The following is a 25,874-nucleotide window of genomic DNA, read 5'->3' as shown; positions in this document are numbered from 1 at the left end:
TACCAACACTTCGGACTCCAACTGTCCGTTATCGAACGACATCGCTTTTCTCGGGCCCGAGACGAACGCTCTCATCCGCGAAACGTCTGCGGATACGGCGTATCAACAGGGAAAGGCGGCGCTTAAGGCATGCGCGCGCCGCTTACTTGACGTAGATCGTGATCTTCTTCGAATACACAGGCGGGTCGGTCGGAATGTGCCGGTCATCGCCCATCAAGAGCTGAAGTGTGTGCTTGCCCGGCGGAAGTTCTATAGTCGTTTCCGTCTCGCCCGCGCCGTAGTGCAAGTGATTGCGGTCTGACGGAATCTCCTGATCCATCGGCGGCAAGTCCGTATCGATCAACAGGTGATGATGCCCCGTGTTAGGGAATTTGACGCCGCGCGGCGCCACGCCCATGTACCGTAGACCGAACCATACCTTGATAGGCTTGCCCGCCGCGAAGGTCTGGCCATCGTTTGGATAGCCGATATAGGCGTAAGCGTTGGCGGGCGCCGGCGTCGGCCCCGCCATGGCGAATTGCACCGCAAACACAGCAGCAAGCAATGCAAAACGTGATAGCGCGATTGCGCTGACGGTTCGGTTCTTCATGTCATTCCCCTGGGCTGCGCGGTTGCCGTGCATGCTTCATTTCATCGTGATGGTGATCTTCTTGGAATAAACAGGAGGATCGTGCGGTACGTGGTTGTAGTCGCCCATCAGCAGCTGTAGCGTGTGCTTGCCCGGCGGAAGCTCCAGGCGCGCATCGGTCTCGCCCGCGCCATAGTGAAAGTGATTGCGGTCGGAGGGAATCTCCTGATCGAGCGGCGGCAGGTCAGTATCGATCAGCAAGTGGTGATGTCCGACGTTGGGCATGTCCACGCCCTTCGGACAGACGCCCATGTTGCGCAGTCCCATGCGTACCCAAAGTTTGCCGCCCGAGATCACGGCGCCGTCGGGCGGCCAGATGATGTATGCCTCGGCGTTCGGCGGAGCGGGAGTGCGCTGACGCGCGGCGGAAAAAGACGTATCGGCGGCGACGGCGGCGAGTGAAGCCAGTGCGCCAAGCACGGTTCTTCTCAACATGTTGTGCATGCCTCTCGATGAACAGTCACATGAAGGACTGACGAATGCGCGAGCGCTGAAGATACTGTCGTACGCTCGTGCGTGGAGCGATCAAGCCGTCGTCAGGTTTTTAGATTAGAACGTAACGTTTAAAAAAGATACTTACCAGAGAACGGAAGCGCACTCCTCATCACGCATACCTGCTTAATGGGGATTTAAGTGCCGACTGACCGCGTGCTATCTTTGTTTGTGCTGCAGATGCACGAGCGCGACGGCAAATGCATGGTCCTCGCATGCGCCGACTTTGCATGAGCATCCAGGCGACAACGACAGACGCGCGAACGGCGCGCCCCTAATCAAGCCGGACCGAAAGGGTGTGAATATGTGGCGGACTCTCTTCATCGCAGGCATGTTCGTGACAATGGGCGGCGCGTTCGCAGCGCCTTCCGATCCACCGCTTGAGAGACCTTCGGTCGCGGCCGCCGACACTCATGCGAATCGCATGGCGCTCGTTATCGGCAATACGCACTACGGCGACGCCCCGCTGCCGGCCGCGGAGCACGACGCATACGATATGAGCGTTGCGCTCACGTCGCTCGGATTCAACGTGACGCGCCGTATCGATCTCAACGAAACCGCCATGCGCGACGCGCTCGACACGTTCGTCATGCAACTCGGTCCACACGATACCGCGCTCGTCTACTTTGCGGGCCACGGTCTGCAGGCAGGCGGCGATGCCCTGCTCGCCCCGCTCGATGCCCGCGCCGATGCGCCCGTCACGCTGGTCGAGAAAGGTATTCCGGTGAAGGATGTCGTGGCGCGCATGGTGCAGCGCCGTCCGGACGCCGCGAACATCGTCGTGCTCGACATGTGTCTGAACGATCCCTTCGGTGCCGCGCCCACCGAGAGCATGTCTTTGCCCGCGAACACACTGGTTGCGTACGCAACTACTTTTGCGACCGAAGCCGCCGAGACGGAACGCAACGGCCTTTACACCGCCGCGCTGTTACGAGCGATGTCCGGCGAAGCACGCACCACATCCGGAGTATTCGCCATAGCCGCCGCAAATGTCGCGCAGTTGACGCACGATAGCCAACGGCCGTGGATCGCATCGACACTCGATGCCGCATTCACACTCGCACCGATGTCGTTAGCTTCCACGGACGCCATCGATGCGACGCAATCCGCCACGGGTACCCGTACGCGCGGCATTCTTCCCAAGGACAGCAGCGAGCAATACGAACTGACCTTCTGGGAATCGATCAAGGACAGCACGTACCCAAGCGATTACGAAGCCTATTTGAAGGCGTATCCGAACGGACGATTCGCCACGCTTGCCAAGGCGCGTATCGATCGCTTGCGTGCGGCGGCCGCAAGTGCGAAGCCCGCGGCATCGCCGCAGTTGCCAGCTTCGCCTACTCCGGCGCCGACGCCGAAGCCCGCGCCGCCTGTCGTCGCCGAAAAGCCGCGTCAAACCGCACCCACGACCACGCCTGCACCGGCAACCACAACTGCCACTGTCGCAGTCGCATCCAGACCCGCAGCGAAGACTTCCGCAGGGGCCGAAGTAAAAGACTGTCCGTCTTGTCCCGCGCTGGTCCCGCTCTCGGCTGGCAGCTTCAACATGGGCAGCAACAACGACGATCCCGCAGAAAAGCCGCCGCATCGCGTGGCCATTGCGCAGCCGTATCTCATCGGCAAATACGAAGTGACGATCGAACAATGGAATGCATGCGTCGATGCCGGCGCCTGCACACGTATCTCACCCGATGGCGACGCCGGCAACGCGCCGCCCGCCAATGCGCCGATGCGCAACGTCAGTTGGGACGACGCGCAGGTCTACGTCAAATGGTTGAGCAAGGTGGGCGGCAAGGCATATCGCCTGCCGACCGAAGCCGAATGGGAATATGCGGCGCGCGGCGGTACGCAGAGCACTTACTGGTGGGGCGATCAGATGAAGAAAGGCAACGCCGACTGCAAGGATTGCGGCGAGCCTTATCGTCCCGAAGCGCCGATGCCCGTAGGCTCATTTGCCGCGAATCCGTATGGTCTCCACGACATGAACGGCAGCGTCTGGGAATGGGTCGCCGACTGCTGGCACGGCAACTACAAAGGCGCACCGGCCGATGGCCACGCGTGGGACGATCCATCATGTTCAGTGCGCGTGATTCGCGGCGGCTCGTGGCGCGAAGGCGCGAGCTATATGCAATCGGCCACGCGATTCAAATACAGCTCGAGCGTGAGGCAATCGCAGAACGGTTTTCGTGTGGCGCGTGACGCGCAGTGAAGGCACGCAACGCAAGCGTGATGACGAATGAATTTTGTGCTATCGCTTAATCGTCCAGGGCAGGATTCATCCGCAACGATCGGCATACTCATTGACCCTTCCGATCATCGTGAAAGCCATGCGTTTTTTCACTTCGTCACCGTACGCCACAGCGCGCTTTTCCTCGGCAAGAGTGGCCATTGCCGTTGCAGCGCTGCTAGGTTCGAACGTGGCGCACGCAGTCTGCACCTGGATAAATGGTCAGAGCACGCAGACTTACGTCTTCGCAATTCCCAGCGTCAGCGTTGGACGCGATACCGCGGTCGGTACGTTGCTGTATAACGCTCCGCAGCAAACCGCCATCCCGGCTTCAGGTAATTTCGCCACGTGCGCAAGTAACGGGATCGTCAACCGGAGCGTCACCGGCGGCGCCCAGGTCTCCGCGAGTCCTTACACTTTCGCCACCAACGTGCCGGGCATCGGTATGCGCTTTTACGACAGCTACGGCGGCGTGCGGCGATACTGGGGCGCTGGCGACGGGGAGACCTTCAATGGTCAGTGGGCCTGGAACGGAACGACGCTCGGCGTGGAGGTCGTCGCAACCGGACCGGTAGGGAACGGTACAGTGAATGGCGCCTTGACCGCGCAGATGATGCTTGGAGGAACGCTCGTCGACGCCATTCTGAGCACCTCGCCATTCGCGGTAGTCGGCGCGACTTGTTCGGTCAAGTCGTCGGTAATTTATGTCACGATGAAAACGGTGAATACATCTGCATTGAAGGCGGTCGGTGCATCCGCCGAGCCAACACCGCTTTCGATCAACCTCGACTGCGCGTCGAACATACGCGTATTCGTGACCCTGACCGACAGCGTGGCGCCAGGCAACCGCTCCAACACACTGACGCCGACTAGCGATTCGACCGCGCAAGGTGTTGCATTGCAAATCCTCAACGGCGATACAGCGGTGAATTTTGGCGCCGATACATCCGTGGCTGGCAACCCGGGCCAGTGGATGGTCGCCACGTCGACAGGCGGCCCAATGAGCATTCCGCTCGTCGTGCAATACATCCGGGTGGCATCGACCGTGTCGCCTGGCAGCCTGTCCGGGCTCGTCACCTTCACCATGTCCTATCAATGACGCGCCTTCACGATGATCTGCCCTTGCGTATCGCGCTCGATCTTCTTAAGCACCGGCTGCGCCGCCTGAAAGTCCTCGGGCGTGCAGACCTGCTTGCCGAAATTCGCGGTGAAAGTGCGCGAAATTTGAATCGTGTTGGTCGCGGCATCGAACAGATAGCGCGATGAAAAGCGGAAGAAGCCGCTATCGAGGTCGAGGTTGTCGGGCACTTCGACCACGTGCATCGTACGAGGAAGCACGATCTGCGATACCTCGTCGAACACGCCGCCTATGCACAGATAAGGTTGCGTACGCACGCGCTCCGCAAGCCAGTTGCGCGCCTGCGTCGCGATGCCGCCCGAGAGACTCGTCAACGCGGGCAACGCGGTCGTGCCAGTGGGCCAGACCACGTCGTCAAGCGTGCCGTTCACGGTCGTGGCGAAGGGGCCGCTCGTGGCATCGACATCGCTGGTCGTAAGCGCGCCCGCGCCACGCAGATTCGTATAACGCAGACGGTCCGTTGCGATCTGCTCGCGCCGCTCCGTATTCGCCGAACGCAGATTCATACGCTCGATCTCGGCACTCCATCCTGCATCCTCGACCCAATACGCAAAGTTGGCGACGCCTCCGGGCGCCACGTCGATCTGCAATCGCGCCGCGCGCGACAAGGGCTGCGTGGATGGTGTGTGCGAAAGCTTGCCGGCATTCACGAGCACGGTCGGGCGATCCATGTCCGCGAGTGGCAGATAGCCGAACTCGACGCTCGCCGCCGTGCTATCCGCATATAGATTCAGATCGGGCATCCATGTGATGACGTGATTGATCGCGCCCGCGCCGTAGCCTGGCACCGAAGGCAGCGAATACACCGCGCCCAGGCCGATCAGCGCGGGCTCGTTGCGAATGCCCACGGCATCGAGCAACGCGCCGAACAGCGCGACGTGGTCTTTGCAATCGCCATAACGATTCGCAAGTACCTCGGTCACGCGATGCGGCACGGCGGGACTTTGACCGATGAACATCGCGACATAGCGGATATTGCGACGTACCCAGTCGTAGAGCGTCTTTGCTTTGGCGCGCGCGTCGGCGTCGTTGCGTGTGAGCGATTGCGCGAACGCGATCACGGCGGGATCTTTCGTGCTCGGGTCCACGGAAGGTTCGCGATAGCTCGCGGCGAAGCTCGCGTAATCGGGAAACGTCGACACCATCAGACGGTCGCCGTATTGCGCGTAAGCGACCGAGCCGGTTTCGATGCGCGCAATGTGTTCGCGACGGTAATCGAACGCATAGCGCGTGCGGCCATTCGCGGTGACGGGCGGCTCGGCTTCATAGCCGCGCGCATCGGCGAAGAGCGGCTTGGTCGCGGGCAGATCGAAGATGAGCCGCTGTGCAAGCACCGGCCGCGAACCCGGATCGACGTAATAGTTGAACTGCCCCGCGATGACAGGACTCGCCTGGCTCTTGCGAAACCGCAGATGCACCGTCGAACCGATGCCCACCGCCGGAAAAATCACCGCGCGCAGCTTGGCGTCCTGAAACGTGGGCGCGCCTGCCGAACGCGGCTCCTGGATGTCACGGATCTGCTCGGGCGAAACATCGTGACGCGCGCCGTTGGCATCGACGGAATAGGCTTCGACGATTTCCACGTTCGACACGCTGCGGTCGTACCAGACGTAACGCTGCGCAATTTCGTCGATGCCGGCCGACGTGTTCGCGCGCAACACGGTGGTATCGTCCTCGGTCACCGAACCGTCTTCCGCCACGACGAACTCGTGGCTGTCGCTGATAACGGTCGATGGATCGTCGTCGCCGGATGCTGCATGAGCAATGCCAGTCAGCGCGATCGCCAAGACGAGAGCCAGGACGAGAACCAAACGGATCGATAGACGAGTCATGTCGCGGGCGCATGTGGGAGCTGCGTCAATGCTACATGAAGCGCGCCGGGGTCGAGCGGCGTCAGCGTGCAGCGAGTTGCGCCAGATCGGCCTGCAATTCGTCGAGCGGATGCGACCAGTCGCCGAGTTGCGTCTGACGATAAAGCCGCATAGACGGATACCAGGGCGTGAAGCGCTGACAGTCATACCAGCGGCAATCGCACGCGTTTGCAAGCAGCACCCATACGGGACGATTCAACGCGCCTGCAAGATGCGCGGGCCCCGAGTCGATGGTGATGAACAAATCGAGTTCGTCGAGCACGTATGCCGTATCGCCGAAAGCCGCGAGATACGGCGCCATGTCGATGACATCGTGCGCCTGCATCAACGCACGTTCGTCATCGGTCAGCGCGCCGACCTGAAGCGAGTAGAAGCGGCAATCGGGATTGGCGAACAACGCGGCCAGTTGTTGGAGTTGCATCGACCGGTACGGCTCATGGCGCACGTTGCTGGCGCTGCGCCAGCCGATACCGACCTTCATCCGCTTCGGTTCGCGTTGCATCGATGCAAGCGCTTGGTGTGGCAAGCCGCGATTGGGATTGCATGCGATCATGCCGCCGGGATTCTCCATCGGAGAATATGGCGAATGCTGATAGCGCGCGAAGAGATTGAACACGTACGTAATGCGGTCGCAATGCTGCATCTCGTGCGCACGTTGCTCGGCCGTCGGGATGACAAGACGCACGCCTTCGCGCGGGCGGACGACATCGCGCCACTCGTCGAAGACTTCGATGACCAACTCGCGTGCGCCTTCCCGCAGCAAGGCATCGACGTAGCGCGAATAGAGCACGAAATCGCCGAAGCCGCCTTCGATGGAGATCAAGATCGACTTGCCGGCAACGGGTTCGTCTATGCCGAGCAGCTTGGGACGCGCCAAGTCGATCCACGGCATGTCACCGCTAAAGAGCACGTGGAGAAGCGACTCGCCGCGTCCGACATCGCGGTTGATGCGATGCAGTGCATGCGCTTCGTGATACTTGCCGCTCGAGTAAAGCACCATCGCGAGTTCTTCGGTGAGCTGGTAGCGCACTAAGGGAGACATGTCGTGCGTAAGCGCTATCCTGAGACAACGTTCCGCAAGCTCGCGCATGCCGAGATAGTTCAAGTCGATGCCGAGTTGTCCGATCCATATGCCCGGATCGGGCAAGGCGGCGAGTCGAGTGATCATGGCCTGCGCTTCGACGGCGCGCCCGGCCACGCGCAAGGCGCGCACGCTGTCTATGTTGAGCGGTAAGTTCTGGGCGTCTGGGAGACTCATTTTTGTTTTGCAAGGTGCGAAGAGCGAAGCCGCGAATGCCGACGCTCGGGCGCACATGCTAATTGCACGGTTCGCCTTAGCTGCAAAAAAATGTCGGATCGAGCTTTCGTTGCCGGGTACGACTTCCGAGCATAGACGCAAGCGTATCGATCAGGCGAGCACGTAGGTGAAACAAACGCGCCGGTTATGGTAACCGTTTCCGAGTCTGTCTCGACGGGCTTAAGAAGAAGTAGCGCCGGCATCGTTCGTTTCGGTATCGGGTTATCCTGCTGCGAGACGCGGGTTGCACCAGACATTGCGTCTGTTCTTGCATGTCTTCGCCAGGAGCCTGATCGATGATGCCTTTGCCTAACTCGAACCATGCACGGCGTCATGGTTCTTCTCTGCCATGAACGGCCGTTCACCAGATCGCCGACGGTTCCTGCGTGTCGCGGCCACGGCGGCGCTCGCCGGAGCGACAAACCCGCTCATCGCGCAGATCGCGCCCTCGCAGTCGACGCCCATGCACAAGCGCCCGATTCCATCGAGCAACGAAGCGCTGCCTGTAATCGGCTGCGGCACGTGGCGCACATTCGACGTCGGCGACGACGCCGCCCGCCGTCGCGGACTCGCCGAAGTGCTGCGCGTGCTGTTCGCGGCGGGCGGCTCGGTGATCGATTCATCGCCCATGTATGGCTCGTCCGAAGCCGTCGCGGGCGACCTGCTCGCCGAATTGCACGCACGCGACAAGGCGTTCATCGCCACCAAGGTGTGGACCGATGGACGCGAGGCGGGCATCGCGCAAATGGAACAGTCGATGCGCCTTTTCAAAACGCCGCGCATCGACCTCATGCAGATCCACAATCTGCTCGACTGGCGCACGCAACTCGCCACGCTGCGCGATTGGAAAGCGGCCGGGCGCGTGCGCTATATCGGCGTTACGCATTACACGTCGAGCGCGTTCGGGCAGGTCGAAGCGGTGCTGCGATCCGAGCGTGTGGACTTCGTGCAAATCAACTACGCGGCCAACGACCGCGACGCCGAGGAACGGCTGCTGCCGCTTGCCGCCGAGCGCGGCGTCGCTGTGCTCGTCAATCAGCCGTTCGGCGGCGGCTCGCTGCTCGCCTCGCTTCGCGCAAAACCGCTGCCCGCGTTCGCGGCCGATTTGGGCTGCACGAGTTGGGCACAGCTTCTGCTCAAATTCGTGTTGGGAAACCCTGCCGTCACTTGCGTGATTCCGGGCACCGGACGGCGCGAGTACATGATCGACAACGTGCGCGCGGGCATTGGCGATTATCCGGATGCGGCGCTGCGAAAGCGCATCGCGGATGCCGTCGCGTGACTAGAGAGCCAGGACATGCCATGAGCGATACCTTCGATCTTCAACGCTTCGTCGATGCACAAGAAGCCGTCATCGACAACGTGCGCGCCGAGTTGTCCGCCGGCCGCAAGCGCACGCACTGGATGTGGTTCGTGTTCCCGCAAATCGCAGGTCTCGGCCATAGCCACATGGCGCGGCATTACGCTATCCAGTCCCGCGCGGAAGCCGAAGCGTATATCGCGCATCCTGTGCTCGGCGCGCGGCTCGTCGAATTGACTGGCATCGTCAATGGCGTGAAGAATTCGAGCGTCGAGCAAATTTTTGGGTATCCGGACGACATGAAGTTTCATTCGTCGATGACGCTCTTCGCGCGCACCGCACCCGATCCCGCGATCTTTAACGACGCGCTGCAACGCTTTTTCGATGGCCACGAGGATGAAGGGACGCTCGCCCGCTTGAAGTAGCCGCGCGTGGGCATGGCCGTTGCGCTTTCGTTGGCATTTCAACGATGGAGAGACGCGATGACTCAATCCCTCAAGCTGCACGATCACGTTAGCTGGAATACGCCGCAGGGCGAGACCACGGGCCATGTCGTGAAAGTGATCCACGAACGCACGACAGTCGATGGCCATACAGTCAATGCATCGAAGTCCGATCCGCACTACGAGGTGGAAAGCGACAAGAGCGGCAAGCATGCCGTGCACAAAGCGGAAGCGCTGAAACGCATTTCACACTGAATTTTCTTCGATTTCCGCGTCACGGCGTGCGCCCCAAGCGGGTGCACGCCGTGCGTATGCGCACGTTCCCTGCAAAATTCGCAATAAACGTTCACACTTCTACCGCGCTAGATTCGCGCAATTCCCAAGAACTGATTTGCCAAATCTTTTGAGGATTGGAAGATGAACTCGAAACTCGTGGCACTGCTCTTCGCCGCATCGGCCATTGGCCTGACTTCCACCGCGTCCTACGCGCAAGTTGCGGGCGCACAGACGCTCGGCGTATCGGTCGAGGTATCGACCGCCATCATCGACGGCTGGAGCGTCAGAAAGTCGATTCTGAACAAGCCCGTCTTCAATGAACAGGGCGCGAAGGTCGGCGTGATCCACGACATCATCGTGGCGCCGGACCGTTCGGTTTCGTTCGCGATCATCGCGGCAAACCAGTTCCTCGGCGTCTCGCATCACGACGTCGCCATTCCGGTCGAACAACTCGATTTCCAGGGCGGCAAGCTCGTGCTGCCCGGCGCGACGAAGGACGCGATCAAGGCCCTGCCCGAATTCCAGTACACCAAGGTCAAGGCAACGCCGAAGCCGCGTGCGGAGTTCGAACATCACTGATGCTTGGCAGGCAGCGGCGTGAGGTTTGCGCCGCTGCAGGCCGCTTGCGAGTTCGTCGTATCGAAGTAAGCACGCATCAAAGCCGTGGCGGCGTTCGTTCGACGTCGCTACGCACGGCATCGGTCCGACGCAGCATCAACGCGCTACTACGCGCCATCGGTCAGAACGAACTCCACTCGTCGCCATGCGTCGCCGCAGCGGTCGCCACGGGCGTGGCACGCCGCGTACGCGCGGGTGCGGCAACGCGCGCGGCAGTACGCGCCACGGGCACGGCAGGCGCATACGACCGGGGCGCAACACCACCGCCTTCGACCACGAAGAACGCCATGACTTCGTTCAGGCGACGGCCCTGCTCTTCCAGCGCCTGCGATGCGGCCGCGGCTTCCTCGACGAGCGCCGCGTTCTGTTGCGTGACCTCGTCCATCTGCGTGATCGCCTGATTCACCTGCTCGATGCCGCGTCCCTGCTCCGCCGATGCTGCCGCGATCTCCGACATGATGTCGGTCACCTGAGCCACGGCCTGTGTCACTTCGGTCATGGTCGTACCGGCTTCGCTCGCGAGTGCCGAGCCGTCCTTCACCTTTTCGACGGAATCGGCGATCAGTTCCTTGATCTCCTTTGCCGCCGACGACGAGCGCTGCGCGAGGCTGCGCACTTCGCTTGCCACGACCGCAAAGCCGCGTCCCTGTTCACCCGCGCGCGCCGCTTCAACGGCCGCGTTGAGCGCCAGAATGTTGGTCTGGAAAGCGATGCCTTCGATGATGCCCGTGATCTCCGCGATCTTCGACGAGCTGTTGCTGATGCCGTGCATGGTGTCGACCACGCGACCGACCACATCGCTGCCCTTTCGCGCGACATTCGAGGCATTCGACGCGAGCGAACTCGCCTGATGCGCGTTGTCGGCATTCTGACGCACCGTGGACGTCAATTGCTCCATGCTCGCCGCCGTTTCCTGCAACGACGCCGCCTGCTCTTCGGTGCGCTGGCTCAGGTCCGTGTTGCCTGTGGCCAGTTCCTTGGCGGCGCCGCCCACCGCGCCGCTGCTGTCGCGCACACGGCTCACGGTTTCGGTCAGGCGTTCGTTCATCTCGGCAAGCGCACGCAGCAAGTCGCCGGTCTCGTCCTTCGAATCGGCGATGATCGTGCTGCGCAAGTCGCCACGCGCCACGGTTTGCGCGATCTCGACTGCGTCCTCGATAGGCCGGGTGATCGAACGCGTGATCGCAAAGCCCGCAGCCACCGCGAACAGCGTGGCGAACGAGCACAGCGCGATCAGCACGTTGCGCTGCATTTCGTACTGAGCTTCGAAATCACGCACGATCTCTTCGCGACGCGTGGCCGTGTAGCTCGCGTAGTCGTCGGTGGCCTTGACCAGTTGGGCGAGCAGCGGACGGCATTCGTCGTCCATCTTGGAGATCGCCTGGTCGTGCTTGCCGGTGAGCGCGAGGCCGACGATATCCGTCGCCACCGGGCCGTACAAGCCTTCCACGCGCGCCATTTCGGCGACAAGGCCACGGGCCTTCTCGCTCGTGTCGCTCGCCGAGGCGATCATGTCCTTGAGTTGTTTCAGGCGCGCCTGCACGTCTTCGTGAGCGCGCGTGACCTGGGCTTTTTCCAGTTCGAGATCGGCGGGCTTGCTGACGAGCACGAGATTGCGTGCGGCAATGGCGCGGCGATCGACCGCGGTGCGCAACTGACTGGCCACATCGGCGCGCGCGTTGATGCCGTTGACGTAGTTCGCGAAGCCGTCGGTCGCCTGGGAAAGCGAGCGCAGCGACATGCCTGCGACGAGCACCACGAGGACGGCAAGAATGCCGAAGCCGGCGACCAGTTTGTTCTTGATCGTGATGTTTCTAAGGTTCATTTGAAGGTTCTCTCAGTCAGTTCGTGGAACTGTTTCGGCGTCGTATGTTCGACTCGTGCGCCTTACGCGGCGTACAAGCGAACGTTTGCCCTCATCCGGGGCTTGGCGCTCTAGGAACTATTACGGCGGGCGGTTGCGAAGTCTGAAGGGGCGAAAATACGATTAGTCGGCATTTTGTCCATACCTTCGTCGCAACGGCGGTAACTTTGTCCAATCGATACTTCATCGGCGATACTTGATGCTCCTCACGCGATCAAAAGACCGATGACCGAACATCTCGACTTCCGCACGCCTGAATTCAACGCCGCCCTGGCCGCGTTACCCCTCGCGCCTGCCACGAACATCGCTCATGCCGAAGACTGGTGGGACGCGGTGCGCGCGCTGTATAGACAGTCCGACGACCTGATCAATCTGGAAAACGGCTACTGGGGCGCCATGGCCGAGCCGGTGAAGTCGATGTTCCATTACTGGATCGATCGCCTGAACCACGAAACCACGCTGTTCGTGCGTCCGCATTGGATGACGATCCACGACGGCCTGCGTCAGCGTCTTGCTGGCGCCATGGGCTGTTCCGCCGACGAGATAGAGCTCACGCGCAACGCGACCGAGGCGCTGCTTGCGCTCATCAGCGGCTATAACGGCCTCGAACCGGGCGATACCGTGCTCTACAGCAACCTCGACTACCCGTGCGGACGCGATGCGATGGAATGGCTGCGCGAACGGCGCGGCGTCGAGCCAGTGCGCATGACGATGCCCGAGCCTGCCACGCGCGAGGCCGTGCTCGACGCTTACACGTCGGCGTTGAAAGCGCATCCGCGCACGAAGCTCGTGCTGCTGTCGCATGTCTGTTTTGCGACGGGGCTGGTGCCGCCGGTTCGCGAGATCGCGGCGCTCGCGAAAGCCGCGGGCGCAGACGTGATCGTCGATGCCGCGCATTCCTGGGGCATGCTCGACTTCGACGTGCCGACGCTCGACGCGCCGTTTGTCGCGTTGAATCTGCACAAGTGGATCGGGGCGCCGCTCGGTTGCGGGGCGATCTACATCAAGAAAGAGCGTCTCGGTTCAATCGACCCCTATCTCGGCGATACGACCTGGCCCGCCGACGATATCCGCTCGCGCGTGCACACGGGTTCGCCGAACTTCGCGGCTTGGCTCACGTTGCCGGCGGCGCTGGAGTTGCATCAGCGCATTGGCGCGCGCTCGAAGGAAGCGCGTCTGCGGGCCTTGCGCGACGCTTGGGCCGAACCGGCGCGCGCGCTGCCGGGCGTGCGGATCATGACGCCAGCGGATGCATCGATGACGGCGGGTATCACTGCGTTTCGCATCGAAGGACTGGCGAGCGATGTCATCGTGAAGACGTTGAAGGACAGGTTTGGCGTGTTCACGGTCGCGCGGCCGATTCCGGATGCAAGCGATGTCGTGCGGGTGACGCCGGGGGTTTTTACGCGGATGGAGCAGGCGGAGAGGTTACTTGAGGGGATTGATTCGATGGCGGGTGAAGCGGGCTGAGTGGACACGTGGGAACGCTCGTTCAACGCATCGAGCGTCCCCGCTCACCCCCCATCCAACCCCTCGATCAACGCCTCGAGCGTCTCCGAACAAGGCGCCTCGACCTTCAACGCAAGCAATGCATCCGCGCGCGTCTTGCCGATATTGATCGCCGCAATCGGCTTGCCGCTCTTCGCCGCCCATTCGCAGAATCGATAGCCCGAATACACCATCAACGATGACCCGAGCACGAGCATCGCGTCGGCGGCTTCGAGCGAGCTTGCCGCGTCCTGCACCAGCGCGCGCGGCACGCTCTCGCCGAAAAACACCACGTCCGGCTTGAGCACGCCACCACAACGCGTGCAGCCCGGCACATTGAACGAAGCGAAGTCGATATTCTCGATTTGCGCATCGCCATCCGGCACCGACGGCGCCGTGTAATTCGTAAAATCCGGGTTCGCTTCTTCCAGCATCCGCTGCACCGCCACGCGCGTAAGCGCCGCGCCGCAAGCCATGCAGCGCACGCGGCCGAGATTGCCGTGCAGCTCGATGACATCGGGATTTCCAGCACGCGTATGCAAGCCATCGACATTCTGCGTCACCAGCCGATGCACCCGCGAACGCGCCGCCAGCGCCCGCACGGCGTGATGCGCCGCGTTCGGTTGCGCATCCGCCACCACCGGCCAGCCAATCAGGCTCCGCGCCCAGTAACGGCGGCGCGCGTAGTCGTTGCCTAGAAACTCTTTCAGCAGAATCGGCTGACGGCCCGTGCGCTGGCCCTCGCGATCGCGATAACAGGGAATACCCGACTCGGTGCTGATACCCGCGCCCGACAGCACGAATAGCCGCGGATGCCGCTCGACAAAATCCTGAAGTGCAAGCACGTGCCGTCCTGAAACCTTATTGAGATGCTCAGAATATAAGGCGAAACGCGCCGCCGCGCTGACGCACAATCCGGCCTTACCACTTTATCGAATATCAAATTGGCTTGACCAGATCGCCGCGTATCGCTAAATTAATGCGCTGTCGCCCCCACACAAACCACATAAAGAGACACGCCATGCTGACCGTCATCTGCGAAACCCCCGGAACTCTCAAGGCCGAACAGCGCGAGAAGCCCGCGCGCGGCGACAACGAAGTGCTGCTGCGCGTGAAGCGCGTCGGCGTGTGCGGGACCGACTTGCATATCTTCACCGGCAATCAGCCGTTCTTGTCGTATCCGCGCGTGATGGGGCATGAACTCTCCGGCGTGATCGAAGAGGCGGATGCATCGAGCGGACTCAAGGCGGGCGACACCGTCTACGTCATGCCCTATCTGTCGTGCGGCAAGTGCATTGCATGCCGCCAGGGCAAAACCAATTGCTGCGTGAACATTCAGGTGCTCGGCGTGCATCGCGACGGCGCGTTCACGGAGTATCTGAACCTCCCCGCGCAATTCGTCCACAAGGCCGAAGGCGTCACGCTCGATCAGGCCGCGATGGTGGAATTCCTCGCGATCGGCGCGCATGCGGTGCGCCGCGCGGATGTGCAACCGGGACAACGCGTGCTGGTCGTCGGCACGGGGCCGATCGGCATGGCGGCGATCACCTTTGCGCGTCTGCGCGGCGCAAACGTGACCGCGCTCGACACGCGTGAAGATCGCCTGAACTTCTGCCGCCGCGAGTTGAAGGCGGACGCGACCGTGCAAATCGGCGAGCGCGACAAGGAAGAGTTGTCGAGCCTCACCAACGGCGAATTCTTCGATGTCGTCTTCGATGCCACGGGCAACTCGCGCGCAATGGAACGCGGCTTCGAATTCATCGCGCATGGCGGCAAGTACGTGCTGGTGTCCATCGTGCCGGACCGCATCTCGTTCGCCGATCCCGAGTTTCACAAGCGCGAAGCAACCTTGCTCGCGAGCCGCAACGCAACGCCCGAGGACTTCGAGACCGTGCTCGATGCCATGCGTCGCGGCGAAGTGCCGACCGATGCGCTCAACACCCACCGGCTCACGCTCGCCGACGTGCCCGAGCGCTTCTCGTCGCTACTCGACCCGAAGGCGGGCGTGGTGAAGGCAATCGTCGAGTGCTGATGAACTAGTTCTGCCGGCCGCGTGCGAAGCGCGGCCTGCCCTGCGCGTCGTGCCACGGCTCGGCGTTTTTGCACCAGATTTCGTAAGTGGGCGGAAAGAGGCCGGTTTCGTCGAAGATGCCGGTTGGCACTTCGATTTCCGGCACGCCGTCGAAGGCGAGATAGATAGGCGAGCCGCATGTCAGGCAATGATGCCGATGCCCGGTCTCCGAGCTTTGCCACGCGACGGTATCGCCCGTGATCTGCACGGCGTCGCGCTCGAAGATGGCATAGACGCCGAACGGCGCACCGTGAATGCGGCGGCATGTCATGCAGTGGCAGAGATTGACTTGCAGCGGCCGCGCGAAGACCGCAAGGCGCACCGCGCCGCACGCGCATTGGCCTTCGTGAAGGGACGTCATGGCGTTCATCTGAAGTCTCCGTTTCGCGCTGCAAGGAGCTTCTAATCGCTTGGCCCTCGGGCGCGTTCGTTATGAGCGTAGGTCGCACGATGCAGACTGCCTGGGCCGTGTTGTCTGGCCGCGTCCGCAAGAGTTGAATACTCTTTCACCGTCTGCTTCAGCCGTATAGCCACGAGCGCGACAAGCGCCCTGCATTAGCCGATGCAACGAGCGCACTCGATCGAATGCGCTCATCGGCGGCCCTTGGCTTCAGCGAACGTAGTAACCGCGATTTTGCATGCACTCGCCGTACGCGCGCCAGTAGCGCACCATTGGCGGCTCGGGCGGCGGCATCGGCGGCATTTTCATCTCGGCGTAATTTGCATCCGATGCGCCCGAAGCCGCCACGGCGCCCGATGCGCCCGAAGCACCTGCAGCGACCGCGGCTCCGGATGCACTCATCGGCGCCGATGCGCCCGCGGCAACCGTCGCCGAAGCGCCTGCGGGCCGGCCCGCCATCGTCGCGGATGCGCCCGATGCCGGCGCCGCCGACGCGGCCAGCGCGCCCGATGCAACCGGCGGCAACGGCGGCTCGACCGGGCGCGGAGCCCCGAGCGTGCGCGTCTCGATGGCGTTGTTCTTGGGTGCGGTCTGCGGCTCGCGCGCCATCACGACCTTGGTCGTCTGATTGGCATAGGCGTAGCAGGCCGCGTTGTCGACGCTCTGCTGCCCCGTGCTCTGACTGCGGCCGGGCAAGGCGAGCGGTTGTTGCGCGAAGGCCGCGCCACAACTGACGAGCAAAGCGAATCCCGCGTAAGTGGAAGGTCTCATTGGCTTGCGTTTCCCCGATGCGGTGTTATTAGTCGTTGCAGCGCGCACGGGGTCACGCCGGCCTCAGGCGGCAGGTGACCGCGCGCGTCTGCGCCGGGCCTGCTGCAAGAATACCGTGCCGGCAAAGTGTTCCACGCCAGAAGCACCGGCTTCATCCGCCAAATTTCGATAAAACGGGTCGGTCGCCGCCTGTTTCGCCCTTAGAACTTCATGCCCACGCCAACGCCGAACACCCACGGGTCGATCTTGAGCGAGCCGAGATCGACGCCGCCCGCCGACGCGCTCGTGCGCATCCAGATCTTCTTGACGTCCGCGTTGACGAACAGATTCTTCGCGACCTGCACATCGACGCCCGCCTGAAGCGCGGGGCCGAAGCTGCTGTGCTTGATGGAGACATCGGCGTCGCCCGCTTTCAGTTTGTCGTTGTAGAAGAGCGTGTAGTTGATACCCGCGCCGACATAGGGCCGCACGCGTCCCGCATGATTGAAGTGGTATTGCAACAGCAAGGTCGGCGGCAAAACACCCACGCCGCCCAGCCCGCCTATGCTCGATGTCACCTGATGCCGCGAGGTCGCGAGAATCAGCTCGACGCCGATGTCGTCGCGAATCATGTAGGTGAAGTCGAGTTCGGGAACGATGGAGTTATTCACGTCGGTGTTGAGCGTGCCGAGCGCGCCGCCTGCGCTTACTTGCGGCTCGATGCTGATGGCGCGCAACCGCACGAGCACATCGCCTGCATGGATGCCGCTCATCGAAACGTTCGACGACGAATCTTCCGCCGCGTGTGCCATGCCCGCGCACAATGCCGCGCATGCCATGACGATGGCGCTAATGCCTGCTTTCACTGTTTTCATTGCTGGTTTTCCCTGTTCTGGATCGATGTCCTGCACAGGAATTGTCCCGAGCGCAGCACAGCCCGGCGTTGATGCGCGTCAAGGCAAGACGCCGTGGTCTGCTCTCCTGCGGGGGACTTTGCGCGAGAACAAGCTATGTTCGCGGGTCCGTTGTTTGCTGGCTACAGTCGGGCGCACAACAACGGGAGGCGATACATGAAACCGATAATCGGCGCACTCAGCCGCACGGCGGGGATACTGCTCGGCGGCACGATCGCAGTCGTGGCAAGCGCCCAGCAACCGAACAAGCTGCACTACGACAGTACTCCGGCTTATCAGGAACACAGCTCGACGCCACCTGCCGCGGCGGCGGCATCGGCGAGCGATGCGCTCAAGACGACGCCGGGCAAGACCTCGGCGGGAAAGGGACCAGCGCCGGATCGGCCGAATGGCTTGGGGATGGATGCGGGCGCGGGCAGTATGAGCAAGAAGCCCTGAGCTTCGTGCGGGGTTGGGACGATCGCAGAACGCGGGCATGTCCATAGGCCCGCGCGCCTCGATGCATTACGAACAGGCTGCCAATGTCTTCGCCCCGCTCAACCATTGCTTGGCACGCTATGACGCATCCTTCGCCTTATCCGGCCACGGCCAGGTCGCATACCGCGACGTCTTCGCTGAATCGCCGGACTCGGCTGCATCCAATGACGCTGTGCTCTGCCCGGCCTCCTGCAAGTCCTCGCCAAACCAAACCACCTCGCGGCGTCGCTCCTCGACGTACGCATCCCAGCCTTTCGCGTCGTCTTCGAATAGATCGTGACGCACGGTATTCGCGAGCATCGGCCGATTGAGCGTCTCGTCGAGAAGCGCCTTCGGCCACACGAAAAACGCGCCCGACGCGCGCCGAATGAACTCGCGCGGCGTCATGTCGCCCGCGACGAAGCCGAGCAGCGTGAAGTCCGCGAGCGCATCGTTACCACGCACCGCATCGGCGATGCTCGGATAGTCATCGGCGCATTGACTCAGGCAGAACACGGTTTCCAGCACATCGCCGAGATGCAGCAGCAATGCGCGCCGCTCGAAGGGGTCCTGCACGGGGGACGCTTGTGTCGTCATTCGATCTTCCGTCTGTCGATTTAGTTTGCGATGCAGCGTGCCCGCAGCAAGAAAAGCCGCAACAGCGGCACGCCTCGTTATCCCAATTTTAACGAACGCACGGCGACGCCTGTTCCATCACTTTGAAAAGCGTGTCCTGAAGCTCAGCCGATAATCGTTCGGCGATACCCCGAGCCGCCGCATGAACACGAGGCGCATGCGGTCCGCGGTGCCGAAGCCGCATTCGTAGGCCACGGTCTTGAGCGGCGTATCCGTGCTTTCAAGCGCGTTGCGCGCAGCATCGACCCGCGCGCGCTCGACGAACTCGTGCGGCGTCATCTGCGCGAGCTGCACGAAGGCCCGCGCGAAATTGCGCTCGCTCATGCCCGCGACCTTCGCGAGTTGCGACACTGCGAGCCTTTCGCCGATGTGCTCCATCACGTAACCCTGCACTTTCGCCACCGGCGATGTCTCGTCGGCAGGCGCGCTCAGATAAGGGCTGAACTGCGACTGTCCGCCGCGCCGCTGCGCGAACACGACGAGGCGCTTCGCCACCGCAAGCGCCACGCGCGCCCCGTGATCTTCCGCGACGAGCGCGAGCGCCACATCGATACCCGCCGTCACTCCGGCCGACGTCACGAGCCGCCCATCGCGCATATAGATGCGATCCAGCTCCACGCGCGCCCGTGGAAAGCGCTCGGCCAGACGCGGCGCATTCTGCCAGTGCGTGGTCACTCCGCGCCCGTCGAGCAGACCGGCATGACCCAGCGCAAACGCGCCCGTGCAGATCGAGCCGTACCGCTCGCATTTCGCGGCGACATCGGCGAGCCAGGCGGTGAGATCGGGATCGGGTTCATCGAAAGGCAAACCCGGACCGCCCGCGACGAGCGCCGTGTCGTAGCGCCCGCGCGCTTCATGCCATGAGACGTCCGCCAATAGCCGCGTGCCGTTCGATGCGCGCACCGCAAGCGCTTCGGGGCCGACAAGCGTGATTGCGTAGGCATCGGCCGCGGGCACGAACATGTTGGCTTCCGCGAAGACATCGACGGGGCCGGCTACGTCCAGCGCCTGCACGCCGGGAAAGATCGCGAGGGCAACGGTGGGCATCGGCGAAGGCGGTTTTTAGCTCGTTGAAAACACATGGCAGAAGACAGCGTGCGACTGGCAGAGTTCGACGCGTCGTTTTCATTGTCGCGACCGCGCGTTTTGCCGACACTGATACTCATCGAAACGCAATGCAACGCAATGTCTCACGCCACGGAGGCGAGTGCAATGGACACATCAGCAAACACCCGCGTCGATATCGAACGCAGCGCGCATGCCGACTTGCAGGAGTATCTGCTCGATGAAGCGCTGGCCGAAACTTTTCCGGCAAGCGATCCCATCTCGCCGAGCCACATCAGCTGAACAACCTTCAAGGAGTAATTGAAATGAACGAAATCATCGCTGGCATCCGTATTCCCGACAGCAAGATGGCGCGCGAAGCCACGCAACTCGTGCGCGATACGGAACCCGATTTGCTCTATCACCACTCGCGCCGCGTGTTCCTGTTCGGTGCGCTCGCGGGCGAACGCAAGCAGCTGAAGTATGACGCGGAACTCTTGTATATCGGCGCGATGTTCCATGACATGGGACTCGTCGATGCCTACAGCAGCGCGCACGACCGCTTCGAAGTGGATGGCGCGAATGCGGCGCGCGACTTCCTGCTCGGCTACGGCATCGGCGAAGGTGAGATCGAACAAGTATGGGATGCCATCGCGCTGCACACGACGCCGGGCATTCCGCAGTACAAGAAGCCGGTCGTCGCGCTCGTGACGGCAGGCGTTGAGATGGACGTGCTCGGGCTTGCTTACGACGAATTCACGGCGGATCAGCGCCGGCTCGTGGTGGCGGCACATCCGCGGGAAGCGAATTTCAAGGAAGGCATCATCGATGCGTTCGCGCAAGGCACCATCAAAAAGCCCGAAACGACGTTTGGCAACGTGAAAGCAGACGTGCTCGCGCTGAAGGACCCGAACTACAAGCGGCTGAACTTCTGCAGCATCATCCTCGGCTCGGCATGGAGCGATGGTCCTCACGATCATTCGACCTGCCGTAATCCGGCGCATCAGCACGCGTGACGTGAACGCATCAGCGGCAGATGCGATACGGGCCCATGTCGACGTGAAAGTGTGTCTTGTGGAGCGCGTTGTAATCGGGGCCGAGGGTCGTGTCGAACGACTGGCATGCGCCTTCGTGGACGCGTCGCAGGAAGCTCGCTTCGGGCGATGCAGAATCGTCCCAGCGCGCGAGCGTGATGCGCTTGCCGTCGGCGAGCACGAAACCCGTGAGGTCGATGGCATTGGCGCTTGCATGCTGACTCAGCGCGCCGTCTTGCCGATGATTCACGTTGCGGCACGCGTAGCTGCCAACATGCTCGATGCGCGTCACGCGTTCGCCGAAGAGTTCGACGGCGGCGCTCTGCAGGTATCGATGCTCGAAGAACGCCATCGAGAGCGCGAGCGGACACGTGGCGAGATACGGCGAGCTGTAGCGAACTTCGGCGGATTGCGTCACGCGCACCACGTCCTTGAGTTCGCAGCCGCCGGGGGGCGATGAATCCGCCATCGGACGATAGTCGAGCCCGGATTGTTCGAGCGCGGCCCGGCACATGTCGGCATCGTGCAGCGTGCGCCAACGTCGGAACGTGGTGAAGAAGTCGGGTGGCGCGCGAACGTCGAGCGGCGTGAAAGGATCGTATTGCGCGGGTACGCTAATGCGGCGCGCATAGACCGCATAGCCCAGGCCGAGCGCCGCGACGCACGCCACCAGCAGCAGCCACGCGATGAATCGACCGATCAAGACGCGCGCCCTGGTCGAAGCGGATCGACGCGCAACTGTCAGCTCCCTTCCGCCGCGTGCGTGCCGCCTGACTGCACGCGCTGTGCGAGCTTCGCGTCGTAACTCGAATGAATGTGCACGCGCTTCTTGTCGGGGTAAGCGTACGAGTAAGCCTTGCGCAATGCGAGCGATGCCTCGTGAAAGCCCGACAAGATGAGCTTCTGCTTGTTCGGATAGTTGGCGATATCTCCGACTGCGAAAATGCCCGGCCGCGACGACTCGTAATACGAGGTATCGACTTCGATGCGTCCGCCGCGCACATCCAGGTTCCATTGGGCGATAGGCCCGAGATCCGCCACGAGGCCATACAGCGCGACGAGCTTGTCGGCGGCGAGATCGGTGGTGCCGTCAACGTGCTTGATACGCACGCCGCGCAAGGTGTTGCCGGGCGCGTCGAGCGAATCGATCATGCCGACGACGAACGCCATCTCGCCCGCCTCCACGGCGCGCTTCATTGCCGCCACGGATGCCGCCGCCGCCGAAAACCCGTTACGCCGATGCACCAGCGTGAGCTTCTTCGCGACGCCGCGCAAAGCCAGCGCCCAGTCGAGCGCGGAATCGCCGCCGCCCGCGACGATGACCTCGCGGTCCGCGAAATCTGCCAGACGCGCGACGCTGTAGTGCACGCCGTTGTCTTCGAGCGCTTCAGCTTGCGGCACTTGCAGGCGCTGCGGCACGAACGCGCCATTGCCCGCGGCGATCAGAATGGCGGCGGCATCGAAACGCATGCCCTGCTCGGTCTCGACAGTCCAGCGATGATCCTCGCGTTGCGCCACCGACATCACGCGCTGATCGAGGTGGATCGGCACGTCGAACGGACGAATCTGTTCGAGCAGACGATCCACGAGTTCGCGCGCGGTGCACGAGGGAACGGCGGGAATGTCGTAGATCGGCTTGTCGGGATAAAGTTCGATGCATTGCCCGCCGATGCGCCCGAGCGTGTCGACAATCTGGCACGAAAGGCCGAGCACGCCGGCTTCGAAGGCGGCGAAAAGCCCGACGGGGCCTGCGCCGACGATGAGGACGTCGGTGGTGTGGATGGCGTGATCGTTCATTGCGGGGTCCGGTGCCTGCTGCGCAAAACGCAGCATTGAACGGACCACGATACAGAAATCGAACCAGCGCGGCAACGAAACCCCTGCTTTCCGAACGGCGATAGCGTGCAGTTGCAGCCGCTCAATGCCCGTCCAGCTCCCGCGCATAGTAAGCCGCCGCGGCTTCGATCTCGTCCGGCGTCATGTTGCGCGCCACGTTGCGCATGACTTCGTTGATATCGTTGGTGCGCGTGCCATTGGCAAAAGCGGTCAACTGCGCCTTCGTATAAGCGGCCGGCAAGCCGTCGAGCCACGGGCTGCCCGCCTTGCTGTCGATACCGCCGTGACACGTCGCGCAGGGCGCGATGTTGCGCATCGGCGCACCGTGGGAAACGATCGAAGGCGCGAGCGACGCGCTCACCTTGCGCTGCGCGGGCGGCCTCGGCAAGCTCGCGTAGTAAGCGGCAAGATCGCGCATGTCTTGATCGGAGAGATTCACAGCCATCGGGGACATCACCGCGTTATTGCGCGCGCCCTTCTGAAAATCGATCAACTGTTTGTAGATCACCGACGCATACTGGCCCGCGAGATTCGGCGAATTGGCCTCGCTCATGCCGCGCTCGCCGTGACACATCGTGCAGCGCAGAGCCAGCGTCGCGCCGCGTCCAACCGCGCTCGCGTTGACGTTCACGAGCAACTGCGGCGTGACTTCGACACCCGTGAGCGTGACGGTCGGCTCGACGGTCTTACCGCCCTCGCCCGCGTACCAGCTGCGCGGCACGCCCGCCGCGCTGCAGATGGCGTTCCAGACGCCCGTGAACGGCTCGTCGCGATGCACCGAAGGCAGCCACACGAAGCCGATCAGCGCCGACACCACCGCGATGCCGATCATCCCCAGCACGCTCGTCGCGAACCAGCGGTTCCTGAAGGTGAAGAGGCGTTCGTCGCTCATCGCTGCGCTCCGATGGGAACCGCGGGCACGGCGGTATCCGGCCGCGAGAGAAGCTGCGCGATGGGATAACCGTAGTTGACGAGCGTGAGGCCGATCATCAGCACGAGCCACAGCGCGAAGCTGTTCAACGCCACCGGTATGCTGCGCGGCTCATGCAACGCGCGGCTGAAGCGGAATTCCTCGACCGTCACGCGCGGCGCGCGATGCGCCTGTATGAGCACGATGAAGAACAGCACCGCCGAGACCACGAGAATGAACCCGCCGATCACCGAGACGATCACGGACACGGCCTGCGCCGCGATAGCAGGGTCCGTGTAATCGTAGAAGGCCATGCGTCGCGGCATGCCGAGCACGCCGACGTAATGCCACGGGAACGTCAGCACGATCATGCCGACGAACCACAGCCACAACTGCCAGCGCATCAGCTTCAGGTTTTGCAGCGCGCGGCCGGTGAGATGCGGCCACAGATCGTAGGCGATCGCGAAGTACATGATGACGATGGCGCCCGCGAAGATCAGATGAAAATGCCCCGTCACCCACTGCGTGTTGTGCACGGTCGAGTCGAGCTGATAACTCATGTTGATGAGCCCGCCCGCGCCGCCGAAGCCGAGCATCACGAAGGAGAAGGCGACGGCGAGCATCATGGGATTGGACCAGGGCAGCGCCTTGATCCACCCGAGCGCGCCCTTGCCGCCGCGCAACCGCGCCGCGATCTCCACCGACGCGCAGATGGTGAACACGGTCAAGAGCGTCGGCACCGCGACCAGCGCCGTGAACACCGAATGCATGAACTTGAAGCCCGAGCCGACTTGCGGATCGGCGAACAGATGGTGAATGCCGATGGGCATCGACACCACGAGAAACAGAATGAAGGAGATGCGCGCCATCGCATCGCTGTAAAGACGCCCACCAATGGCGCGCGGAATGATCGTGTAATACGCGATATACGCGGGCATCAGCCAGAAATAGACGATAGCGTGCAGCGTCCACGAGAAGAACACGCGCGCAAGTCCCGCGTCGATGGTGTGCTTGAGGCCGAGCGCCACCGGCAGAATCATGAACAGCACTTCGATGGCCGCGCCCACCGCCGTCCAGCCCCACAAATAAGCGCCCGCGACGGTCGCGAACATGGCGAGCGGCACCGGCTTGCCGCGATTGTCGCGCTTCCACGCCGCGAGGTTCACCGACATCAGCGCGACCCAAATCCACGAGCCCACGACCACCAGCACCACGCCGATGTAATAGAACGCGTTGCCGATCATCGGCGGATAGAAGGTGTAGAGCACCGACGCAAGACCCATGGCGACAGGCGCCATCGCGGTGACGGAGCCTATGGCGACGAGCCAGAAGCCGAGCCACGCCCAACGCTTTCCGACGAGCGGGCGCTTCAGCGCCAGTTCGCTTACCGCATAGCCGAAGCCCATGGCGATCAGGGTCGGAAACACGTAGCCCATGGCCGAGCCGTGCGCCGTCACCGAGCGGTAGTACAGCTCCGGATTCTGCAGCCACGGATGCAGCGGACTGCGCACCAGCATCTGCCACGCGCCGAGCAAAAGCGCGACACCGAAGGCGATGAACGCCAGCCAGAAATGCGCGAGGACGAGGCGCTTGCTATTTAACACAGGACACTCTCCGCGAATTAGCCGGCAATTGCGCGGCCATCTGCATGAACTCGGCGCGATCCACCACTTTCACATGCGCCCACATGTTCTGATGCCCGGTGCCGCAGTATTCGTGGCATGGCATCAGGTGCTCGCCGGGTTGGTTGAAGGTCGTCTTGAAGGTCGAGACGTAACCGGGTTCGAGCATCGAATTGATGTTGGTGTTCTCGATCAGAAAGCCGTGCACCACGTCCGAACTCGTCGCGCGGAACGTAACCGGCACGCCTGCGGGCACCACGAGACATTGCGGCGTGAACGAATACTGCTGCGCGACGATCCGCACCGTCACCGAGCCATCCGCCTCGGGCGCGCTGCCGAGATTGCTTTCGATGAATTCGCCCGATACATGCAGCGATTCGGGGCGCACGGTCTCGACGCGCGAAGGCGGCATCATTGCCCAGTGGATGCCGGTGTAGACCACCATCGCGACGAGCACGACGACGATCGCCATGACAAGCATTGCCCAGCGTTTTTCGACGCGCTCGGCGACTTCATGCGAACCGGGGGAAATGGCCATTTATCTGCCGCCTCGACGAAT

27 protein-coding genes are annotated in these 25,874 nt (G+C 62.5%); 11 read left to right on the top strand and 16 right to left on the bottom strand.

What is annotated here, in order from left to right:
* Window positions 1-142: 142 nt before the first annotated feature.
* Together QCE79_RS27060 and QCE79_RS27055 are read right to left on the bottom strand one after the other, a co-directional pair.
* On the bottom strand, window positions 143-511 hold the full coding sequence (locus QCE79_RS27060; RefSeq protein ID WP_404989440.1) for a DUF4399 domain-containing protein: 369 nt from the start codon (window positions 509-511) through the stop codon (window positions 143-145).
* A gap of 114 nt (window positions 512-625) precedes the next feature.
* Complete coding sequence (locus tag QCE79_RS27055) at window positions 626-1,063, bottom strand: DUF4399 domain-containing protein (RefSeq protein ID WP_244829619.1); 438 nt, start codon at window positions 1,061-1,063, stop codon at window positions 626-628.
* Window positions 1,064-1,424: 361 nt separating this feature from the next.
* Here QCE79_RS27055 and QCE79_RS27050 point away from each other — a divergent pair, with 361 nt between their 5' ends.
* Both QCE79_RS27050 and QCE79_RS27045 read left to right on the top strand, forming a co-directional pair.
* Window positions 1,425-3,329 (top strand): SUMF1/EgtB/PvdO family nonheme iron enzyme, encoded by a 1,905-nt coding sequence (locus QCE79_RS27050; RefSeq protein ID WP_309849110.1) that lies wholly within the window; start codon window positions 1,425-1,427, stop codon window positions 3,327-3,329.
* 208 nt (window positions 3,330-3,537) lie between these two features.
* Window positions 3,538-4,446, top strand: coding sequence for a fimbrial protein (locus QCE79_RS27045; RefSeq protein WP_309849108.1), 909 nt, complete (start codon window positions 3,538-3,540; stop codon window positions 4,444-4,446).
* On the opposite strand, the gene QCE79_RS27040 is transcribed toward QCE79_RS27045, so the two are convergent.
* Together QCE79_RS27040 and QCE79_RS27035 are read right to left on the bottom strand one after the other, a co-directional pair.
* A complete protein-coding gene (locus QCE79_RS27040; RefSeq protein ID WP_309849105.1) occupies window positions 4,440-6,317 on the bottom strand; it encodes a DUF3857 and transglutaminase domain-containing protein in 1,878 nt (625 codons plus the stop codon). The genes QCE79_RS27045 and QCE79_RS27040 overlap by 7 nt on opposite strands.
* Window positions 6,318-6,378: 61 nt before the next feature.
* Complete coding sequence (locus tag QCE79_RS27035; protein WP_309849102.1) at window positions 6,379-7,614, bottom strand: glycosyltransferase family 9 protein; 1,236 nt, start codon at window positions 7,612-7,614, stop codon at window positions 6,379-6,381.
* Between the two features lie 388 nt (window positions 7,615-8,002).
* Between QCE79_RS27035 and QCE79_RS27030 the strand changes: the two genes are divergently transcribed.
* The 4 genes from QCE79_RS27030 (at window position 8,003) to QCE79_RS27015 (ending at window position 10,251) form a co-directional block, all read left to right on the top strand.
* Window positions 8,003-8,935, top strand: coding sequence for an aldo/keto reductase (locus QCE79_RS27030; RefSeq protein WP_309849100.1), 933 nt, complete (start codon window positions 8,003-8,005; stop codon window positions 8,933-8,935).
* 20 nt (window positions 8,936-8,955) lie between these two features.
* A complete protein-coding gene (locus QCE79_RS27025) occupies window positions 8,956-9,378 on the top strand; it encodes a DUF1810 domain-containing protein (RefSeq protein ID WP_309849098.1) in 423 nt (140 codons plus the stop codon).
* Between the two features lie 57 nt (window positions 9,379-9,435).
* Window positions 9,436-9,651: a DUF2945 domain-containing protein gene (locus QCE79_RS27020; protein WP_244829613.1), complete on the top strand. Its 216-nt coding sequence runs from the start codon at window positions 9,436-9,438 to the stop codon at window positions 9,649-9,651.
* Window positions 9,652-9,813: 162 nt separating this feature from the next.
* Window positions 9,814-10,251 (top strand): PRC-barrel domain-containing protein, encoded by a 438-nt coding sequence (locus QCE79_RS27015; protein WP_244829612.1) that lies wholly within the window; start codon window positions 9,814-9,816, stop codon window positions 10,249-10,251.
* 160 nt (window positions 10,252-10,411) lie between these two features.
* On the opposite strand, the gene QCE79_RS27010 is transcribed toward QCE79_RS27015, so the two are convergent.
* Complete coding sequence (locus QCE79_RS27010; RefSeq protein WP_309849094.1) at window positions 10,412-12,115, bottom strand: methyl-accepting chemotaxis protein; 1,704 nt, start codon at window positions 12,113-12,115, stop codon at window positions 10,412-10,414.
* A gap of 264 nt (window positions 12,116-12,379) precedes the next feature.
* Between QCE79_RS27010 and QCE79_RS27005 the strand changes: the two genes are divergently transcribed.
* Complete coding sequence (locus QCE79_RS27005) at window positions 12,380-13,624, top strand: aminotransferase class V-fold PLP-dependent enzyme (protein ID WP_309849092.1); 1,245 nt, start codon at window positions 12,380-12,382, stop codon at window positions 13,622-13,624.
* 44 nt (window positions 13,625-13,668) lie between these two features.
* Here the strand turns inward: QCE79_RS27005 and QCE79_RS27000 are convergent, their stop codons facing one another.
* Window positions 13,669-14,556, bottom strand: coding sequence for an NAD-dependent protein deacetylase (locus QCE79_RS27000; protein WP_284503870.1), 888 nt, complete (start codon window positions 14,554-14,556; stop codon window positions 13,669-13,671).
* Window positions 14,557-14,663: 107 nt separating this feature from the next.
* Here QCE79_RS27000 and QCE79_RS26995 point away from each other — a divergent pair, with 107 nt between their 5' ends.
* A complete protein-coding gene (locus tag QCE79_RS26995; protein WP_250467130.1) occupies window positions 14,664-15,674 on the top strand; it encodes a zinc-binding alcohol dehydrogenase family protein in 1,011 nt (336 codons plus the stop codon).
* A 4-nt stretch (window positions 15,675-15,678) separates the two neighbouring features.
* On the opposite strand, the gene QCE79_RS26990 is transcribed toward QCE79_RS26995, so the two are convergent.
* From QCE79_RS26990 to QCE79_RS26980, 3 genes are all read right to left on the bottom strand, one after another.
* Window positions 15,679-16,083, bottom strand: a complete 405-nt coding sequence (locus QCE79_RS26990) for a GFA family protein (protein WP_250467132.1) — start codon at window positions 16,081-16,083, stop codon at window positions 15,679-15,681.
* A 240-nt stretch (window positions 16,084-16,323) separates the two neighbouring features.
* Window positions 16,324-16,884 carry a hypothetical protein gene (locus QCE79_RS26985; protein WP_250467134.1) on the bottom strand — a complete coding sequence of 187 codons (561 nt, stop codon included), beginning with the start codon at window positions 16,882-16,884 and terminating at the stop codon, window positions 16,324-16,326.
* Between the two features lie 200 nt (window positions 16,885-17,084).
* Window positions 17,085-17,702, bottom strand: a complete 618-nt coding sequence (locus QCE79_RS26980) for an OmpW family protein (protein WP_250510294.1) — start codon at window positions 17,700-17,702, stop codon at window positions 17,085-17,087.
* 231 nt (window positions 17,703-17,933) lie between these two features.
* On the opposite strand from QCE79_RS26980, the gene QCE79_RS26975 reads away from it, so the two are divergent.
* Window positions 17,934-18,215: a hypothetical protein gene (locus QCE79_RS26975; RefSeq protein WP_244829605.1), complete on the top strand. Its 282-nt coding sequence runs from the start codon at window positions 17,934-17,936 to the stop codon at window positions 18,213-18,215.
* Window positions 18,216-18,332: 117 nt separating this feature from the next.
* On the opposite strand, the gene QCE79_RS26970 is transcribed toward QCE79_RS26975, so the two are convergent.
* Entirely contained in the window at window positions 18,333-18,830 is a 498-nt protein-coding gene (locus QCE79_RS26970) for a hypothetical protein (protein ID WP_309849087.1), read from the bottom strand.
* A gap of 117 nt (window positions 18,831-18,947) precedes the next feature.
* Entirely contained in the window at window positions 18,948-19,916 is a 969-nt protein-coding gene (locus tag QCE79_RS26965) for a GlxA family transcriptional regulator (protein ID WP_309849084.1), read from the bottom strand.
* 165 nt (window positions 19,917-20,081) lie between these two features.
* On the opposite strand from QCE79_RS26965, the gene QCE79_RS26960 reads away from it, so the two are divergent.
* Window positions 20,082-20,216 (top strand): hypothetical protein, encoded by a 135-nt coding sequence (locus QCE79_RS26960; protein ID WP_255784629.1) that lies wholly within the window; start codon window positions 20,082-20,084, stop codon window positions 20,214-20,216.
* Window positions 20,217-20,239: 23 nt separating this feature from the next.
* On the top strand, window positions 20,240-20,929 hold the full coding sequence (locus QCE79_RS26955) for an HD domain-containing protein (protein WP_250467140.1): 690 nt from the start codon (window positions 20,240-20,242) through the stop codon (window positions 20,927-20,929).
* 10 nt (window positions 20,930-20,939) lie between these two features.
* On the opposite strand, the gene QCE79_RS26950 is transcribed toward QCE79_RS26955, so the two are convergent.
* The 5 genes from QCE79_RS26950 to QCE79_RS26930 form a co-directional block, all read right to left on the bottom strand.
* Window positions 20,940-21,650 (bottom strand): extensin family protein, encoded by a 711-nt coding sequence (locus QCE79_RS26950; RefSeq protein ID WP_309849080.1) that lies wholly within the window; start codon window positions 21,648-21,650, stop codon window positions 20,940-20,942.
* 38 nt (window positions 21,651-21,688) lie between these two features.
* On the bottom strand, window positions 21,689-22,744 hold the full coding sequence (locus QCE79_RS26945) for an NAD(P)/FAD-dependent oxidoreductase (RefSeq protein WP_309849078.1): 1,056 nt from the start codon (window positions 22,742-22,744) through the stop codon (window positions 21,689-21,691).
* Window positions 22,745-22,865: 121 nt separating this feature from the next.
* A complete protein-coding gene (locus tag QCE79_RS26940; RefSeq protein WP_250467147.1) occupies window positions 22,866-23,675 on the bottom strand; it encodes a c-type cytochrome in 810 nt (269 codons plus the stop codon).
* Complete coding sequence (locus QCE79_RS26935; RefSeq protein ID WP_244829598.1) at window positions 23,672-25,297, bottom strand: b(o/a)3-type cytochrome-c oxidase subunit 1; 1,626 nt, start codon at window positions 25,295-25,297, stop codon at window positions 23,672-23,674. Before QCE79_RS26935 ends, QCE79_RS26940 begins: the two co-directional genes overlap by 4 nt.
* Window positions 25,287-25,853 (bottom strand): cupredoxin domain-containing protein, encoded by a 567-nt coding sequence (locus QCE79_RS26930; RefSeq protein ID WP_244829597.1) that lies wholly within the window; start codon window positions 25,851-25,853, stop codon window positions 25,287-25,289. Before QCE79_RS26930 ends, QCE79_RS26935 begins: the two co-directional genes overlap by 11 nt.
* Between the last annotated feature and the right edge of the window lie 21 nt (window positions 25,854-25,874).

Source organism: Caballeronia sp. LZ003 (assembly GCF_031451465.1).
GTDB lineage: Bacteria > Pseudomonadota > Gammaproteobacteria > Burkholderiales > Burkholderiaceae > Caballeronia.
Note: the sequence above shows the minus strand (reverse complement) of the source record. Positions and strands in the feature narration are given on the sequence as shown.

What these genes read in the sequence shown, in the direction of transcription:
- QCE79_RS27060 (WP_404989440.1), bottom strand. Translation starts at nt 511, where the DNA reads ATGGCGGGGCCGACGCCGGCGCCCGCCAACGCTTACGCCTATATCGGC.
- QCE79_RS27055 (WP_244829619.1), bottom strand. Translation starts at nt 1,063, where the DNA reads ATGTTGAGAAGAACCGTGCTTGGCGCACTGGCTTCACTCGCCGCCGTC.
- QCE79_RS27050 (WP_309849110.1), top strand. Translation starts at nt 1,425, where the DNA reads ATGTGGCGGACTCTCTTCATCGCAGGCATGTTCGTGACAATGGGCGGC.
- QCE79_RS27040 (WP_309849105.1), bottom strand. Translation starts at nt 6,317, where the DNA reads ATGACTCGTCTATCGATCCGTTTGGTTCTCGTCCTGGCTCTCGTCTTG.
- QCE79_RS27035 (WP_309849102.1), bottom strand. Translation starts at nt 7,614, where the DNA reads ATGAGTCTCCCAGACGCCCAGAACTTACCGCTCAACATAGACAGCGTG.
- QCE79_RS27030 (WP_309849100.1), top strand. Translation starts at nt 8,003, where the DNA reads ATGAACGGCCGTTCACCAGATCGCCGACGGTTCCTGCGTGTCGCGGCC.
- QCE79_RS27025 (WP_309849098.1), top strand. Translation starts at nt 8,956, where the DNA reads ATGAGCGATACCTTCGATCTTCAACGCTTCGTCGATGCACAAGAAGCC.
- QCE79_RS27020 (WP_244829613.1), top strand. Translation starts at nt 9,436, where the DNA reads ATGACTCAATCCCTCAAGCTGCACGATCACGTTAGCTGGAATACGCCG.
- QCE79_RS27015 (WP_244829612.1), top strand. Translation starts at nt 9,814, where the DNA reads ATGAACTCGAAACTCGTGGCACTGCTCTTCGCCGCATCGGCCATTGGC.
- QCE79_RS27010 (WP_309849094.1), bottom strand. Translation starts at nt 12,115, where the DNA reads ATGAACCTTAGAAACATCACGATCAAGAACAAACTGGTCGCCGGCTTC.
- QCE79_RS27005 (WP_309849092.1), top strand. Translation starts at nt 12,380, where the DNA reads ATGACCGAACATCTCGACTTCCGCACGCCTGAATTCAACGCCGCCCTG.
- QCE79_RS26995 (WP_250467130.1), top strand. Translation starts at nt 14,664, where the DNA reads ATGCTGACCGTCATCTGCGAAACCCCCGGAACTCTCAAGGCCGAACAG.
- QCE79_RS26990 (WP_250467132.1), bottom strand. Translation starts at nt 16,083, where the DNA reads ATGAACGCCATGACGTCCCTTCACGAAGGCCAATGCGCGTGCGGCGCG.
- QCE79_RS26985 (WP_250467134.1), bottom strand. Translation starts at nt 16,884, where the DNA reads ATGAGACCTTCCACTTACGCGGGATTCGCTTTGCTCGTCAGTTGTGGC.
- QCE79_RS26980 (WP_250510294.1), bottom strand. Translation starts at nt 17,702, where the DNA reads ATGGCATGCGCGGCATTGTGCGCGGGCATGGCACACGCGGCGGAAGAT.
- QCE79_RS26975 (WP_244829605.1), top strand. Translation starts at nt 17,934, where the DNA reads ATGAAACCGATAATCGGCGCACTCAGCCGCACGGCGGGGATACTGCTC.
- QCE79_RS26970 (WP_309849087.1), bottom strand. Translation starts at nt 18,830, where the DNA reads ATGACGACACAAGCGTCCCCCGTGCAGGACCCCTTCGAGCGGCGCGCA.
- QCE79_RS26965 (WP_309849084.1), bottom strand. Translation starts at nt 19,916, where the DNA reads ATGCCCACCGTTGCCCTCGCGATCTTTCCCGGCGTGCAGGCGCTGGAC.
- QCE79_RS26960 (WP_255784629.1), top strand. Translation starts at nt 20,082, where the DNA reads ATGGACACATCAGCAAACACCCGCGTCGATATCGAACGCAGCGCGCAT.
- QCE79_RS26955 (WP_250467140.1), top strand. Translation starts at nt 20,240, where the DNA reads ATGAACGAAATCATCGCTGGCATCCGTATTCCCGACAGCAAGATGGCG.
- QCE79_RS26945 (WP_309849078.1), bottom strand. Translation starts at nt 22,744, where the DNA reads ATGAACGATCACGCCATCCACACCACCGACGTCCTCATCGTCGGCGCA.
- QCE79_RS26940 (WP_250467147.1), bottom strand. Translation starts at nt 23,675, where the DNA reads ATGAGCGACGAACGCCTCTTCACCTTCAGGAACCGCTGGTTCGCGACG.
- QCE79_RS26930 (WP_244829597.1), bottom strand. Translation starts at nt 25,853, where the DNA reads ATGGCCATTTCCCCCGGTTCGCATGAAGTCGCCGAGCGCGTCGAAAAA.